The organism is Pseudomonas sp. 8209, assembly GCF_028682105.1.
In the GTDB taxonomy this organism is placed as follows: Bacteria; Pseudomonadota; Gammaproteobacteria; order Pseudomonadales; family Pseudomonadaceae; genus Aquipseudomonas; species Aquipseudomonas palmensis.
Genome location: NZ_JANIAH010000002.1, coordinates 209,994 through 224,832, shown reverse-complemented (window position 1 = coordinate 224,832; position 14,839 = coordinate 209,994). Strand labels below are relative to the sequence as shown.

The 14,839-nt window shown below is 61.2% G+C and carries 14 protein-coding genes; 3 read left to right on the top strand and 11 right to left on the bottom strand.

The features are described from left to right. The 5 genes from NP552_RS04605 to NP552_RS04585 form a co-directional block, all read right to left on the bottom strand. Positions 1–1,713, bottom strand: a complete 1,713-nt coding sequence (locus NP552_RS04605) for an amino acid ABC transporter ATP-binding/permease protein (RefSeq protein ID WP_274096496.1) — start codon at positions 1,711–1,713, stop codon at positions 1–3. Beyond that, positions 1,698–3,401, bottom strand: coding sequence for a thiol reductant ABC exporter subunit CydD (gene cydD, locus NP552_RS04600; RefSeq protein ID WP_274096495.1), 1,704 nt, complete (start codon positions 3,399–3,401; stop codon positions 1,698–1,700). The genes NP552_RS04605 and cydD overlap by 16 nt, the downstream gene beginning before the upstream one ends. 314 nt (positions 3,402–3,715) lie before the next feature. After that, positions 3,716–4,546: a DJ-1/PfpI family protein gene (locus NP552_RS04595; protein ID WP_274096494.1), complete on the bottom strand. Its 831-nt coding sequence runs from the start codon at positions 4,544–4,546 to the stop codon at positions 3,716–3,718. A 10-nt stretch (positions 4,547–4,556) separates the two neighbouring features. After that, positions 4,557–5,945, bottom strand: a complete 1,389-nt coding sequence (locus tag NP552_RS04590; RefSeq protein WP_274096575.1) for a TonB-dependent siderophore receptor — start codon at positions 5,943–5,945, stop codon at positions 4,557–4,559. A 75-nt stretch (positions 5,946–6,020) separates the two neighbouring features. Further along, a complete protein-coding gene (locus tag NP552_RS04585) occupies positions 6,021–6,737 on the bottom strand; it encodes a TonB-dependent siderophore receptor (RefSeq protein WP_274096493.1) in 717 nt (238 codons plus the stop codon). A 380-nt stretch (positions 6,738–7,117) separates the two neighbouring features. On the opposite strand from NP552_RS04585, the gene NP552_RS04580 reads away from it, so the two are divergent. The 3 genes from NP552_RS04580 (at position 7,118) to NP552_RS26020 (ending at position 9,224) form a co-directional block, all read left to right on the top strand. Continuing rightward, the gene (locus NP552_RS04580; protein ID WP_274096492.1) at positions 7,118–7,501 is read left to right on the top strand and encodes a DUF2946 family protein; all 384 of its coding nucleotides are present in this window, start codon (positions 7,118–7,120) and stop codon (positions 7,499–7,501) included. 117 nt (positions 7,502–7,618) lie between these two features. Then, a complete protein-coding gene (locus NP552_RS04575; protein WP_213607137.1) occupies positions 7,619–8,983 on the top strand; it encodes a PepSY-associated TM helix domain-containing protein in 1,365 nt (454 codons plus the stop codon). Next, on the top strand, positions 8,970–9,224 hold the full coding sequence (locus tag NP552_RS26020) for a DUF2946 domain-containing protein (RefSeq protein WP_443201023.1): 255 nt from the start codon (positions 8,970–8,972) through the stop codon (positions 9,222–9,224). Before NP552_RS04575 ends, NP552_RS26020 begins: the two co-directional genes overlap by 14 nt. Here the strand turns inward: NP552_RS26020 and NP552_RS04570 are convergent. The 6 genes from NP552_RS04570 to NP552_RS04545 all read right to left on the bottom strand — a co-directional run bounded on the left by NP552_RS04570 (position 9,147) and on the right by NP552_RS04545 (position 14,774). Next, positions 9,147–9,377: a hypothetical protein gene (locus NP552_RS04570; protein WP_213607138.1), complete on the bottom strand. Its 231-nt coding sequence runs from the start codon at positions 9,375–9,377 to the stop codon at positions 9,147–9,149. The genes NP552_RS26020 and NP552_RS04570 overlap by 78 nt on opposite strands. A 65-nt stretch (positions 9,378–9,442) precedes the next feature. Further along, positions 9,443–9,640: a hypothetical protein gene (locus NP552_RS04565; protein WP_274096491.1), complete on the bottom strand. Its 198-nt coding sequence runs from the start codon at positions 9,638–9,640 to the stop codon at positions 9,443–9,445. A 396-nt stretch (positions 9,641–10,036) separates the two neighbouring features. Continuing rightward, positions 10,037–12,286 (bottom strand): SNF2-related protein, encoded by a 2,250-nt coding sequence (locus NP552_RS04560; RefSeq protein ID WP_274096490.1) that lies wholly within the window; start codon positions 12,284–12,286, stop codon positions 10,037–10,039. A 97-nt stretch (positions 12,287–12,383) separates the two neighbouring features. Next, positions 12,384–13,823, bottom strand: coding sequence for a DUF6094 domain-containing protein (locus NP552_RS04555; RefSeq protein ID WP_274096489.1), 1,440 nt, complete (start codon positions 13,821–13,823; stop codon positions 12,384–12,386). Positions 13,824–13,851: 28 nt separating this feature from the next. Beyond that, positions 13,852–14,454: a hypothetical protein gene (locus NP552_RS04550; protein WP_443201022.1), complete on the bottom strand. Its 603-nt coding sequence runs from the start codon at positions 14,452–14,454 to the stop codon at positions 13,852–13,854. A 65-nt stretch (positions 14,455–14,519) separates the two neighbouring features. Further along, positions 14,520–14,774 (bottom strand): hypothetical protein, encoded by a 255-nt coding sequence (locus tag NP552_RS04545; RefSeq protein ID WP_023660733.1) that lies wholly within the window; start codon positions 14,772–14,774, stop codon positions 14,520–14,522. Positions 14,775–14,839: the final 65 nt, after the last annotated feature.

The window sequence follows — 14,839 nt, the reverse complement described above, 5'->3', positions numbered from 1 at the left end:
TCAATCGGGACGTAGCTCATCCAGAGCCGCATCGAATCCTGAGCTGCCTCGTCGAACCTCACGGATGATGCGGCCGTGCTCCAGCACGACGAGGCGGTCGGCCAGCGCCGCTTCGCGGCGTAGGTGGGTGGCCAGCAGCCAGGTACGGCCCGCGCCTTGTTCGGCGAGCCGGGCCAGTACTTCCTCTGCTGTTGGCTTATCGAGCCCTTCGGTAGGCTCGTCGAGCAGCCACAGCGCGCGCTCGCGCAACAAAAGTCGGGCCAGCGCCAGACGACGGGCCTGTCCGGCGGAAAGGCCGAGTCCGCTATCGCCGAGGCGCGTCTCCAGTCCACTAGGCAGGCTGGCTACCGTCTCGAACAGGCCGGCGATGCGCAGCGCCTCCCACAGGGCTGTATCTTGCGCATGCGGCGCGGCGAGCAACAGGTTGTCACGCAGCGTGTCGTTGAATAGCTCGGTGCGCTGGGTCAACCAGGCGTGGTCGATCAGGCGCAGTTGGCCTAAACGGGGTTGCAGTTCTCCAGTCAGTACCGCCATGAGCGACGACTTGCCCGCGCCGCTGTGACCGACCAGGGCGACGCGCTCGCCCGACGCAATGCGCAGGTGGATGCCATGCAGGCAGTCATGTTTCGCGCCGTCGTGGCGGACATGGATATCCTGCAGTTTGAGGGCGAACGGATCACAGGGAACTGGTGCCGATCGCTGTGGCGTCAAGGTGATGTCGGCGTTCTCTGTCAAGTACGGGACCAGGCGCCGCGCCGCCAGCGAAGTTCGCGCCAGTTCGAAGGCTCCCCGTCGCAACGCCCCCAGTGGTTCGGCAAGCGTCAGGGCCAGGAGGACAGCCAGCACCGCAACAGGAACGCCGATAGCCCCGGTCGTTACCAACCACCCGGTGACGGCAAGAGTGCCTGAAAGCAGGATGCTGCCGAGCAGTCCGAAGGTCATTCCGGCCCGGGTATCGAACTGGTGCAAGCGGTCTTCTTCGCGAGCTAGGCGTCGGTCGATATGACCCAATGTTCTGCAATGATCAGAGAGTTGCCCTGTCATCATCAGGTCGGTCTGACCGGACAGCAGGTCGGCGGCCTGGCCACGTAGCCGCTCGACCAGAAGCGCCCGCTTGCATGCCGGGCGCAGCCCAGCGATCCACAGGTAGCTAAGCGTCGGTAGCGCGGTCAGCGCTAAGGCCATCAGAGTCGCCAGAGCCAGGCCCGGGCTGATCAGCGCCAAGGCCAGCGTCGCGGCGAGACTAGCGACCAGTGCGCTCAGTAGCGGAATGCACAGGCGCAGGTACAGAGAGTCCAGTGCGTCGATATCGCACGTCAGACGAAACAGCAGGCGGCTAGGCCGCAGGGCGAGGGCCCGAGCCACGTGAGGCCTGGCCCAGGCGCGAAACAGCTGTACGCGTAGTACCGCGACCGCCGCAAGTGTGGCGTCATGGGTAATAAGGCGTTCGCCATAGCGTGAGAACGTGCGCCCCAAAGCGAACAGGCGAATACCTGCCGATGGCATGAATACGTCGAATGCCAGTGCAGTGGCGACGCTCAAGCCAGCAATCGCAGTCGCGCTGATGAACCAGCCCGACAGACCCAGCAGCGCCATGCCGAACAGCACCGTCACTGCCGACAGAAGTACACCGGCCTGCAAGGGGCGTCGCTGCAAGCACCAGAACAGTTGCAGGACCGTGAAAAGTGGTCGGGCTTTCAGGCCGGATAGCATGGCGCTTCCTCCCTGCAAGGTGTGCCGCATGATCCAGGAGCCGCTCGGTCCATCGAGATCTGTCGCGCCATCGCGGCGATCAACAGGGGATCATGGGTGGCGACCACCAATGTCTTGTTCCTGGCGATATCTAGCAGGGCAGCAGTGACTCCAGCGGCAGCCTGGCGATCGAGGTGCGCCGTGGGTTCGTCGGCAAGGATCAGTTCCACCTGCGGGTCGAGGGCGACACGGGCCAGGGCCAGACGAACGTTTTCACCACCGGACAGGCCGACGCCACCTTCCCCGAGGAAATTACCGGCACGGGCACTCTCGACTTGGTCAAGACAGGCGGTCACAAGCGCTCTATCGACTGCCTCGCGGCTGAATCGGCGCCCCAGCGTGACATTCCGGGCAATGCTGGTGGCGAACAGGTGGGGCTGCTGGCTGACCCAGCCGATGCACTTACGAGGTACGCCGACCTGTAGTGTTCCCGCCTGGACGGCTAGCAGTCCTGCCAGCGCCGCCAGCATGCTGGACTTGCCACTGCCGCTGGGGCCGGTCAAGGCTACCCATTCGCCTTTGCCGACAACTAGAGACAAGTCCTCGATGATCGGTTTGGCAGCGCCTGGATGGCGCAGACTGACCTGATTCAACACGATGAGTGGTTGCGTCGCGGTGTCCGGTGCCGAGGGAGCGCCCGAAGGAACATCGGCTAGCTTACTGCCTCGCCGGCCCAGGCTCTGCAAAGCCTCCAGTGCGCTGATGCCCGTGGCTCGGTCATGCCAGACCGCCGACAGTTCGCGCAGCGGCTCGAAGAACGCAGGGGCGAGCAGCAGGATGAACAATCCTTGGCCCAGTGTCAGTGGTGTGCCCCAGGTACCATAAGGTACCTGGCCTAGGAGGTGGAAACCGATGTACACCGCCACCAGTGCCACGCCGAGGGCGGAGAACAGTTCGAGTACCGCCGAAGATAGAAAGGCGATGCGTAATACCCGCATGGTGCGCTGGCGCAGCGACAACGCTGCGGCGTCCAGGCGACCAGCAGTGAGGGGCACGGCATCCAGTGCGCGCAGGGTAGTCATGCCCTTGAGGCGGTCAAGCAGGAATGCGTTCATGCCGCCGTGCTCCAGCAACAGCGCCTCGCTGGCCGCCTTGGCGCGCCATCCAACCAAGGCCATGAATAGTGGGATCACTGGTGCCGCGACCAGCAGGACCAGCGCGGCGATCCATGAATACCAAGCCACTGCCGCCGCTATCAGCCAAGGCTGCATCATCAGTTTTTGTCGTACGGGAAGATAACGCACCAGATAGGGCAGGATAGATTCGGCTTGTTCGGCCAGGATACTGGCCGCCTCACCGGCCGGAACCCGTCGCAGGTCGAGCGGCGAGCGTGCAGCGAGGGTGGTCACCGCCTGCTCCCGCAGCACCGTCAGGTACGTGCGGGCTTTTTGGAACAGCCGCCGTGAAGCCCATGCCTCGGCAAGGCTGCGGATCACACCCGTCAGTAGCAACGCCAAAGCCGCTGGCCAGACACGAGCCATACCCTGCCCGTCCATCAAGCCCTGCGCGGCCCAGGCAATGCTCGCGGCCTGAATGATCCACAATAGCGAAGCGGCGACATGGACCGCGCAAGCCGTGCGGTCAGCTTGGTACTGATCCGGGGCAAAATGGAGCTGGCGGGCGGCAGGGGCCGTTTGAGGGCGCGACACGGGTGACCTCGAAAAACGTAAAGGCACAGGGTGGAGAGGGCTGTGCAGGGTGAGCGCACTCTAGGGATGGGGCTCGGCCTGCTCAACCGCGACCATCCGCCGCACTTGGCCATGCCGAGAGGTCGGATACGCCCGGCACAGGAACTGATCCGACCATCTGCGCCGCCTCTAACTAGCGGGCTGCGGTGGTCTGTCGCAGCGACTCTCGGCGGCGCAGTGCGGAGCAAGCGCCCACATTCACCTGAGCGGCCCCATCGCCGAGCCAGTACCGGCTTTCTTTCCCTGGCACTTCAGCCTCGGTTTGGCATTGGGTTTCAAACGTTACTGGCTGCTGCCAGTGCTGCCGCCTTTCTGCTGAAGTCCGCTACCAGATCGATCATTGCTGCCTTTACTCCAGCAGGTGCCGTCTTCATCGAACCTGCGTTGAACGGCGGTTCTGGATCGTACTCGCTCATGAGTTGCGTGCACTCGGCGTAGGTCTGGTCGCGTAGCTCGGCTACCATCGCCAGGCCGAAGTCCAGACCGGCTGTCACCCCTGCGCCGGTGATCCTGTTGCGGTCGCGCACCACGCGCGCCTCGGTCGGAATCGCGCCAAACCTGGACAGCACCTCTCGACATGACCAGTGAGAGGTCGCCTTGTAGCCCTTCAGTAATCCAGCAGCCCCGAGAATCAGCGAGCCTGAACAAACGCTGGTGATGTACTTGGCTCGCGCACCACGGTCGGCGAAGAACGCCAAGGTGGCCGGATCCGATGCCGCGGCCAGGGTGCCGTCGGTGCCGCCAGGAGCAAAGAGAACCGTCAGATCACGCGGGCAGGTTTCAAAGGTCGCGTTGGGAACTACCGTCAGTCCCGCGTCACTGGTCACCGGCTCAAGGGACTTGGCGACGATATGTATCTTCGCGCCCATCAGTGCGCCGAACATGCAATGCGGGCCGATCAGGTCCATGACGGTCATGCCGGGATATACCAGCATGCCGATCTGCTCATCACCCATCCACTTCACCTTGTCCATCTCCGGCCCCATGCTCGGCATCGGGTGGCCATGCGGCATCGACTCGGCAGCAGTGGCTGCCAGAGCGGAATTACCCATCAGTGGCGCAATCAAGGCGCCAAGCAGAAGGTTGCGACGTTGGTTGTTGATCATGGTGAAGTCCTTAGAAGCGAGCACTGAGGGTGACGTAGGCCGAGCGCGGTTTAGTCGGCATGACCAGTGGTGAGCCGAGATACTGGTAGGTCTCGAAGACCTTGCGCCCAGTCAGGTTCACGCTGGAAAGCGATACGCTGTAACGGTCGAAGTCGTAGGAGGCTTGAGCGTCGAAGAGGGCGTAACCCGGTACCGAAACGGTGTTGGGCAGGGTCAGCTCACGGGCACTGAGCGCAGTGACGCCGGCGCCGAAGGACAGGCCTTTGGCAACGCCATCGAGAATGCGATACCGGGCGGCCAGGCGGCCGCTGTGCTTGGGCACTCGCGGCAACGCCTCACCGACCGGGATCGAATTGTCTTTCCGGACTTCGGCCTGGGTATAGGCGTAGTTCGCGAGTATCGACACGGCCGGGGTCGGCTCCCAGGTCAGGTCCGTTTCGAAGCCGCGTGCCCGTTGTTCTCCACTCTGGACGCTGTAGCCCATCACGGCATTGGCAGGATCAGGATCCGGTGTGGCAACGTTGCGTCGTGTTTGCTCAAAGAGCGCGAGCGTGCCGGACAGTCCGATATCGCTGAAGGCCAGTTTCACACCACCCTCATAGTTGCGGGAAAGCTCGGGCTTCGGTGCTTCAAGTCCGGTGAAGTTGAACGCGCCCCGAAAACCTTCGGCATAGGCGGCATACAGCGCCACGCTGTCAGTCAGGTCGTAGGTCACACCCAGGCGCGGAGTAGCCCGGTGGTAGGTTTTGTCGATATCGCCGACGACTCCCTCCTGTTGCAGGCTGATGCTGGTGAAGCGCATCGACGCCAAGAGGTGCCAGCGGCCATAGGTGGCCTGATCCTGCAGGTAGAGCGCGCTGGTCTTGTAGTCGTTCGTGGTGGCGCTGCCTGCCGCGAGCACGGGTGTCGAGCCATAGGCAAAGCTGTAGATGGGGTTGGCCAAGTCCAGCTCGCCGGTATATTCGGCACCCGACATGGCTGACCAGAAGTGCGTGTCGTCGTAAGTCGCACCTACAACGAACTCATGCTGTCCGCCGAGTGCGGCGACGTTGAACGCCAGGTTGGCATCCAGGGTGCTCTCTCGAATACTGCCCGGCAGGTAGAGTTTGTAGATCGAGTATGTTGTCGGCGCTGCCACCGGGTCAGTTGCACCCAGGGCCCAGCTTCCGTAGTCCCGCGCCTGCATCTCGTAGTACTGGCCGGTGACGGTCAGGCGAGTGTCATCGTTGAAATGGTGGATTAGCTCCGCCGTGCTCAGGCGGTTTTCGATCGTGGTGTCGGGCTGTCCATGACCTGCACCAGGAAAAGCATTGCGGTCGATCTGGCCGCGCAATGCCTGTTCAGCCGGCAGTCCGGAGTATTCGAGCTGGCTGCGCTTGTCGTACTGGCCGCGCAGCAGCAGCTCTGTGTCGGGCGATAGCTGGAAAGCGATGCTTGGCTTGATCGACCAGCGCTCACCGTTGACCTGGTCGATTCAGCTGTCGTTCTTCTGGTATTCAGCGGACAGCCGGGCTGCGATGTTGTCGTTGATCGGCGTGTTGAGGTCGATCGCTGGGTTGATCGTATCGAAACTGCCGGTCCGCATGGACAACAAGGCACTCGGCTCGCCCTCAGGACGGTTGCTCACCACGTTGATCAGGCCGCCGAGCGGGGCACCTAGTCCACCGCCATACAATGTCGACGTAGGCCCCTTGAGCACTTCCACCCGCTCGACACCCATCATGCTGGTGGGGTCGATGTAGGCTGCGGTACCGCCGAAAGCGGGCATACCGTTCATATATATCTCTGCCGGAAATCCCCTCACGATCGGTTGGGTGAAAAGGGTCTCCTCGGCCTTCGTCGGGCGTACGCCGGAGACGTTGAGCAGGGCATCGCCCAAGGTCGAGCTGGCCTGTTCCTCGATCAACGAGCGGGTGATTACCTGCACCGACTGCGGTACTTCTTTCACTGGGGTATTGGTGCGTGTAGCGGAGGTGGCGTTGGGTTCGCTATAGCTTGTGCGCTGCCCCTTGACGATCAACGGCTCCAGTGTCCAGCTGGGCGCGCTTTGCTGACCCGGAGTGGGTTTGGCAGCGATGGTTGAGATGTCCACATTTTCGGCCAGTGCTACGTTGTGCAGGCTCAGGCTGACTGTCAGGCATATCGCGTGACGTAGGAATGGAAGTCGGAGTGGGCTGGAAGGCAAGTGCATGGGCGGGCTCTTGGATGGGAAAAGGGCGGCCGGCCTGTGCTGTATGATGCAACTGACGTAGGTACGTGCTACCTGCCACCTTCGCGGAGCAGGTAGTTTAGGGAGTGTCAGATGGCACTATGGACTGCGACGATCGACCGCAGTCTGGAGTCTTCCGGCGATTGGGCACCGTTAAACCGGTCGGTGTCGAGATATGGATATTTATATGCGGCATCTTGTCGCCCCCGATTGGGGGATTCATTCTCGCTGATCGTGTCGTCGGTTGCATTTGCGCTGATCTGGTACCTCCGGCCTGATACGGTGGGCAGCTCCCTGATTCACAGTTGAACTAGAATTAATGCTCCCTGGTTTGAGGGACATGCGGCTGATAGAGTCCGCTCATGAATAGCCCCCGCACACGCTCTTTGATTGCCTGGACGCTCTACGCTTGCGTCCTACTCAATCTATTGTCGTGCGATATCGTCCATGGCCAGTCCAGCTCGGTGGCGATGAATCGCGCGGTCGATGGATTCTGCTCGCTTGTGCATGATGCACATCCTGCTGCACACAAAAGCCTGCCAGCTAGCCATCTCTCCCTGAAGGCTCAAATGGATTGTCCATTGCGCACCGGGGCACTGGTCATGCTGCTGACGCTGTTCGCCCTGTTCTGGCCGCGTTACGCCCAGTCGCCGCTTGCAGCCATAGAGCCACGCTCAAAAGCGCCTCCTCGCTACTGCTGGCCGTCCGCTAATCCCCGCGCATCTCCTCAGGCACTGTATATCTGACTGCCGTCCTCGCGGCCGTTGATCGGTACCGAGGAGCGGTATCGATTCGTATCAAGAATTTCAAAGTGGCAGAACTTTCGGTTCCCAAGTCACAGATCTGATAAAAGAGGTCGCTTTATGTCAACAAAACCAGCACGCGCTGGCACCTCGGCGTTCACTGCATTGCTCAAGCGCCTGCACTTCTATATTGGGTTGTTGACCGGCCCGTTCCTGCTGGTCACCGCGCTTAGCGGCGTGGCCTATGCCCTCACGCCACAATTGGAAAACTGGCTCTACGCAGACGTGCTGAATAGTCGTAGCCAAGGTCCAGCCAAGCCACTGGACGAACAGATTCAAAGTGCGCGGAGCGCGGTCGGGCCTCATGCGCTCATTACTGCCGTGCGCCCCGCTCCAGTTGTGGGCGATACCACTCGGGTGATGTTCACCGACGCCAGTCATGGCCCATCGGAGAGCCGCGCGGTGTTTGTCGACCCGGTAACGGCGCAGGCGCTCGGGGAACTGAATGTTTACGGCACAAGCGGCGTGCTGCCATTGCGCACAGCGATTGACCAGTTCCACCGCAGCCTACTGCTCGGAGACCCAGGACGGCTTTATAGCGAATTGGCAGCATCCTGGCTGTGGATTGCAGCTCTGGGCGGCCTTGTTCTATGGCTGTCCAACCCCGCTGCCACCGGGCGTCGCAAAAGCGTCCGAAAGCTGCATCGAACCGTTGGCTTGTGGTTGTTGTTAGGGCTGCTATTTTTCTCTGCTACCGGCCTCACTTGGTCTCGCTATGCAGGTGAAAATATTGGCGTGTTGCGGGCCAAATTCGGTTGGTCCACGCCTAGTGTTAGCACTGTCCTCGGCACGAACAGCCCTCCTGCGATCTCCGATGAGCATGCGGAGCACCATCACCACGCGATGGACATGAACATGCCCATGCCGACGGTACAGGCCACGCAATTCCTCGATGTTCTCAACAGTGCCCGCGCTGCGGGTATCGACGCCGACAAAGTCGAGATCAAGCCCGCCCGCGATGCCGCTGCCGCCTGGGTTGTGCGTGAGATTGCTCCAGGTTGGCCGACCCAAGTCGACGCCGTATCGATTGATCCCCGTAATCTTCAGGTCGTGGATGAGGCGAAATTCGTTGACTACCCCATCGCTGCCAAGTTGACCCGTTGGGGTATCGATGCCCACATGGGATTGCTATTCGGCCCGCTCAACCAGTTGATCCTGGTGGTGACAGGTCTGGGCTTGGCGTTGATGGTAGTTCTTGGCTACCTGATGTGGTGGCGCCGCCGGCCAGTAGTGGCGCGTCAGCCAACGCTATTGGCCGCATGGCGTGAGCTGAGCCTCTCGGCGCGTTGTGCGTTGATCTTGTTCGCAATTTTGCTCGGCTATACGCTGCCCGTGCTGGGCGGCAGCCTATTGCTGCTATTGGTACTTGATCTGTTTCTGACTCAACGGGCCGCTACCGCCAGGACGGCGAATGAAACCCCTTGATCTGACCCGTATGGCAGGACGCCAATCCGGAAACGGCTTGGCTATCTTTGACATGCTTATGGTGCTGCTCGGGCCGCTGATTGGCCAGAGTAGCGGCTGGATAGAGCGTCAAAAGGCTGCCGAGCATCCGTGTATGCCCATGCAACCTGCAGAGCACGGCCATTCAGGTGCCCATCTGCATCATCTGCTGGATGCCTGCGGTTACTGTTCCCTCTTCTTCCATACACCTGGAATCCCATAGCCCCATACCGAGCCGCATTTCCGGGCAGTCGCGACCAGCCATGGCCGCCCGTTCTGGCTGCTGATCGGTGGCCTGCGCTATGAGGACATCAACCTGCGGCGCACGGTAGAAGACGTGAACCTGGGCACTTCGCAGTAGTTTCACCATACTCATGACCCGTTCCCCTGGCGCCTCGGTACCGTCTACAACCTGACTCCCGATATCCAGCTCTACGCGCATTACAGCACGGTGGTAACCCCGGTCTCGTCGTTCTTGCTCATTTCCTCGGCCAACGGCGACTTCGGTCGCGTGGCGTCGAGTTGACCAGCTCTACACAACTCACGGCTCAACTGCGGGCCGATTTGGGTGTTTCGGTCGTTGATGCCCGCTATTAAGAGTTGATCGGGGCTGGCGGTACTGATCGCTCGGACAATCATCCGGTGAACTTCCCTCGGACAACTGCCAGCGAAGCACTGATCTACCGCTTCGAATCCTTGCCGATCACGGTCGGGGCATACGTAAGGCACTCCAGCGGTTTCTATACCGACACGGCCAATACGTACTTGGTGGAGGGTACACCTCACGTGATGCTTTGATTGCCTGTGAAATGAAGAATGCGATCCTTACGCTTCGTGGACGCAACCTCACGGACAGGCTGTATGGCGAGTACTCGGGTTACTCATAGACGCAGGTCTATCTGGATGCGCCCCGCAGTGCTGAGTTGAGCCTCGCTTTCAAATTCTCTCGCAGTGTGAGAGATTTGTCGCGGCTTCGGTCACGAAGCAGAGTAATAGCATGCAGGGAAAAAAGGCCACCGATTGGTGGCCCTTTTTTCATGCAGCTGTAAGTTGTCTAGCAAGAATCATTTCAACAGAGTCCCCATCCTGGTTCAGTGAGTCGAGCCCGGATTCCGGTACATCGCCCGAAGTGCTCTGCGCCACTGCGATCTTCTTGGCCATTAGCTGCAGGCAGGTGATCTGCGAGCTGCCGGCATAACCGAAGAAAACCACGCGGACTGGGTGTTTCTGCCCGATCCTCCACGACCGCCGAGCGGCTTGCTGCAAGGTGTACACGTTGTACCCCGTCTGCAGGAACGCGATGGTTGGGAAGTCCAGCAGGTCCAGACCGGTCTTGACCAACTCCGGGTTAGTGAGCAGCACGTCGACATCGCGGTCGACCTGGTCGAGGATCCAGTCCTCGCGCCGAGCCGTTTCAACCGTGGCTCGCAGTACCGCAACGCGCAGACCGCCCTGCTCGAGGACCTTCTTCAACCTGGACGTGGTGTCGCGCGTCCCGCTGTAGACGGTATATGCAAGTACCTTGCGGCCTTTTGCTTTCTCCTCGAGGCACAGGTTCAGCAGCGCCTGCTCCTTGGGCATCAGTTCATCGTCACCGAAGAGCGCCGGCACAAAGGCTAGCGTGTCTCGGGTGCGAGGATGTTTGACCATCTCCGATCGGAAGCAGCAATCCGGCCAGGCCAACAGCACATTGAGCACCACTCCCAGAAGGGTGGTGTCTCTCCGGGCCAGAGCCCGGCGGAGTTCAGCTGTCAACGTGGCCGCCAAGCGCAGGTAGGCCGAGGCCTGCTCCGGCGCCATGGGCACGTCGATGAACTCCTCCTGGTAGCTGGGCAGCACATTGCCACCGATATCCTTGAGCTTCAGGAACACGGTGAATGGCAGCACGAACCGGTGGATGCCTTTAGGGCCGAAGCCTGGGGCTTTCACGGTGCGTACTGACAGCTTCTTGCCCTTGGCGGTCTTGTGCGAATCGCCATCGCGCTCGGTGTAGATGTCCTTGAGCACGCCGTGATCGCGCATGAACGACATGGCTGCAGGAGCCATACTGCCGCGTGCGTTGGGTCGGTAGCCGTCCTCGATCATGCGCTGGGTGAGGATGCGGAACAGAAGGTAGAACAGGTCGTCGGCGTAACCACCCATCAAGGTGCCGGTGAGAAGCACGGTTTTACGCGCCTTCGCGGCCAATACCCCCATGGCCTGGCCCTGGGCCGAACCGCTGTTCTTGTACTCATGCCCCTCGTCGACCACCAGCAGGTCGAAGAAGCCATCGGGTAGGTAGCGCTTGATGAACTCTGTCGGCTGATAGCCGCCTTCGCCGAATCCGAACTCGATGTTGGCCATCGCCCGTTCCATGCGCTTGGCCTGGCGATCGCTGAAGACGAAGTTGCCTTTCGCGTCCATCAGGTTGATGAACTCTGAAACGTTGTCGACCAGCATCGAGGCCAGGAAGTCCTCGCCGAAGTCGTTCAGCAGCCGTTCCGTCCGGACCGGGCCGATCGTCGGTATCCGGCACATCGACTTCAGGATTGTCGATCGTCGGTCTCCACCATCGGCTTTGCCTGGGCGCATAAGCGTCCAGAGGGCAGCGTTGCAGGCAGTGCAGTAGCGACGGCGATCACCGCGCTCGAATTCATCCACGGTGACCAGGTTGCCTTCCAGGTCCTCGAGGACCTGGCCACAATCTGGACATGCCGCCAGCAGTTGGCCACCTGCAGTACGCCGCTTCCAGCAGGCGAGTCGCCAGTGGAAACCCATCCGCATCCTGACGCGGCCGAGGATGAAGAACTCCGGCCGGCCGTCATAGGTTTGCCCCGACTGGTCACGCAGCTTAAGCAGCTTGACCAACGTGTCCGGGCCGTTGAGCACCCAGACGCGGGCGCCTGGCGTGGTCTCCAGGATCTCGCGCCGCCACTTGTAGACCAGGTGAGGTGGCGAGATGACGAGGGTTCGACGGTAGCCTGCCGCGTGGAGCACGGCAGCGACTGCGATGGCCATCATCGTCTTTCCGGTACCCATCTCGGCGTTGATGATCGCAGCTTGCTCGTTGCGATCGAGCAGAAGCGCCGTGATGGCTTGGACAACCTCAGCTTGCGCCACGAATGGAGTGCGCTTGAGACTTGCCATCACGGCCTGGCGCTGTTCGTTAATGCTGCCGGTATAAACCGGAGGGTTGGAGCGGTTGAGCGACTCCAGGAGTTCATCGCCGAACTCGTCGATGAAATCCGTCAGGTTGATATTCAGTGGGGAGTTGGCCGAGGCGGCTGCTTGGGTCAGTGCGTTCATGTGCATCTCCTGCAGGGAAAGCAGGGCATGCACAAACCCCGGCGGGTATGGGCATACCCTGTGGGTTGGTGTGGGGTTGTCGCCGTTGCGGCGTGGGTCAGTAGTCGCTGGGAAGCAGCAGGGTGGTCGAGCTGCGGTCGGCTTCGGTGATGATCCAGAGCCTGGACTCGTCGCCGGCGTCGATGTCGTAGCCTGAGAACAAACGGTCTCCGTGGGTAAGCGCAAGCTGATTGGAGGCTCGATCGTCATCGCATAGCTCGCCCCAGTCGCCAGCTAGATGGCGTTTCAGGGCGGGAGTAGGGTTGAGCTGCCCGGTTTCGACCAGATGGCTGACAGCGGCGCTCATCCTGATCTGCCCCGGGTTGAACAGTGACGTTGCAACTGGCTCATCAGCTGCAGGCGCTTCGTCGATGCTCGCCGGCGAGGAGCTGATGATCAGCACCTGGCCGTGGTTCACCGAGGAGGGCGTCATTTCCCAGGCGCGGATGATCGGAATGAACCGGTCTGTGAGGATTCTGACTTCTGAGACTTTGCCTTTCTCATCCTCGGTGAATTCGGTCTTGCGCACCTTGTCCTTGTAGGTATCACCCTTCACGACCAAGACCCGCCCCGACTTCGAACGTACAACACCGGAAATTGCGCCGGCGGCCAGGGCCAGTGCGAGGTGCCAACGAGAAAGCTCGCGGACAGGGGCTCGGGGTTGAAGGCCGGCTTGCCCGAAGTGCAAGTTGAAGTCGGGCCAGAGACCTCGCAACCGCAGAATCTCTGCGGCGAATTGCTCCGGCTCCAGGGTAATGCGGTAGAAGTGCTCCAGATCGCTAGCAACTGACGGGACAAAGTACGGCTCCCATGGCCAGATGGCCGGGATCTCCTCGGCCTGTTCCTGCCCGGCGCCGATCGTCTGCAGACGAGCCCTCACCTGGTTGGTGGAAGCCCGGGCCAGGTCCTGCCGGCGTACACGAATGCCGAAGATCACCACCTGTTTGAAGGTGGGGTCTGCAGCACCGTACACGCGTAGGTCGGCGAAGTGATTGCTCAGCCATCCAGTCAACTCGTCGTCCAGCACGTAGTGAGGGACGATGAGTACCATCACGCCGCCGTACTGCAGAAGCGGGAGGCAGCGCTGATAAAAGGCTTTCTCCAGGCGCCGGCGGCCGCTGCCTTGGTACTGGGATGCACCGGAGTGATCCGCGACCAGGTCACCGTAGGGTGGGTTGAGCCAGAGCAAGCCGAACGACTGGCGGCTGATCAAGGTGTCGAACAGGTCGCTGTGCAGCACCCGGTCGAGCAGACCGCACGCGTGATCCGCGCGTTCGCGATCGTACTCAACGGCGAACGCTTGGACCTGGTCGCGGCCCAGGAAGTGAGCCGCTTCAGCAAGGGCAACACCCTCACCGGCACAGGGGTCGCAGATCCTCATCCTGCCCGAAGTGGCGGGTGTGAGTGCCTGCAGCGTGCGTTCAAGAGTGATTTCATCGGTGGGATAGTAGCCGTTGCGGGCAAAGTTGCGCGCCAGGCGCGGAAACATGAGGGCCATAGAGTGTCCTTTGAGTTGGTGGATGAGCTCAGGCAGGCGCCTGAGCTTCAGTGGTGAGTACGCCCTGGCGAATCAGCTCTCCGAGAGTAGGCTCGAGCACCTCGAGCTTCATGGCGAGTCGCCAGGCGCAGACATTGCCGATCGCTCCAGGGAGGGCGATCAGCATCTGGTGCTGGGTGAGTACCTCAATCACGGGCTCGCGCCAGTGGGAGAGAAGGGGGAGTGGGCAGGTCTCGATCACCAGCGGCCAGAGTCGATGGGGTGGAGCTTCATTGCGCTCCAGGAGGGCGAAGGCGAAGTGATTGGCTTGGTCGGGAACAGAGGCGCGTCGATCGAACAGCCAGAGGTGCAACATGCTGCCGAACAACGTCCCGCGGAATTGCCGTGTGGTGCGCTTTTCCAGCAGGTCCTGGTTGGGGAAGACGGGAATGCTCCGCCCGTCGACGAGAATGTGAAACTGCTCAAGGCCACTCTCTTCCCGGCCAAGTGTGAGCCTGGCCAGAAACTCCTGTAGTGCGGTGTCACGACCCCAGGCCGACATGAACACCAGGTTGCGCTGTTCGTCGCACACACAGGCGTCGACGTACAGGTCCGGGCATTCCTCGATCTGAAACAAGGGGGATGGGTGCATGATGGCCTCCATTGTGGAGGCGTCCGTCCCAGAGGGCGGAAACGCCCCCCGGGGTGGTCTGGTGGTTAATTGAAGGTCCTGGTGAGCGGATCGAAAGCCACACTGTCTTGTTGGTGCAGCGGGCCGTGACCCTCGAGGAATATTTGGATCCGGTACTGGTCGCGGAGACGTATAGCAGCCTCAGCCTGGTCCAGTGTGAGGTCCAACTCTTCGATGAAGAAGTCGACGAGCTCCTCGTCAGTCGACACCTCGTTGTTGGACAGCTGGTCCTCAATGTTGGCGAGGGTTTGTTTGCTCAAGTGGCTGAACATGGCGTTCATGGTGGTGCTCCAGGTAGATAAATGGAGCCCCCGAGGAGGCCCCTCAGGGTGGGTGGTTCAGGTTG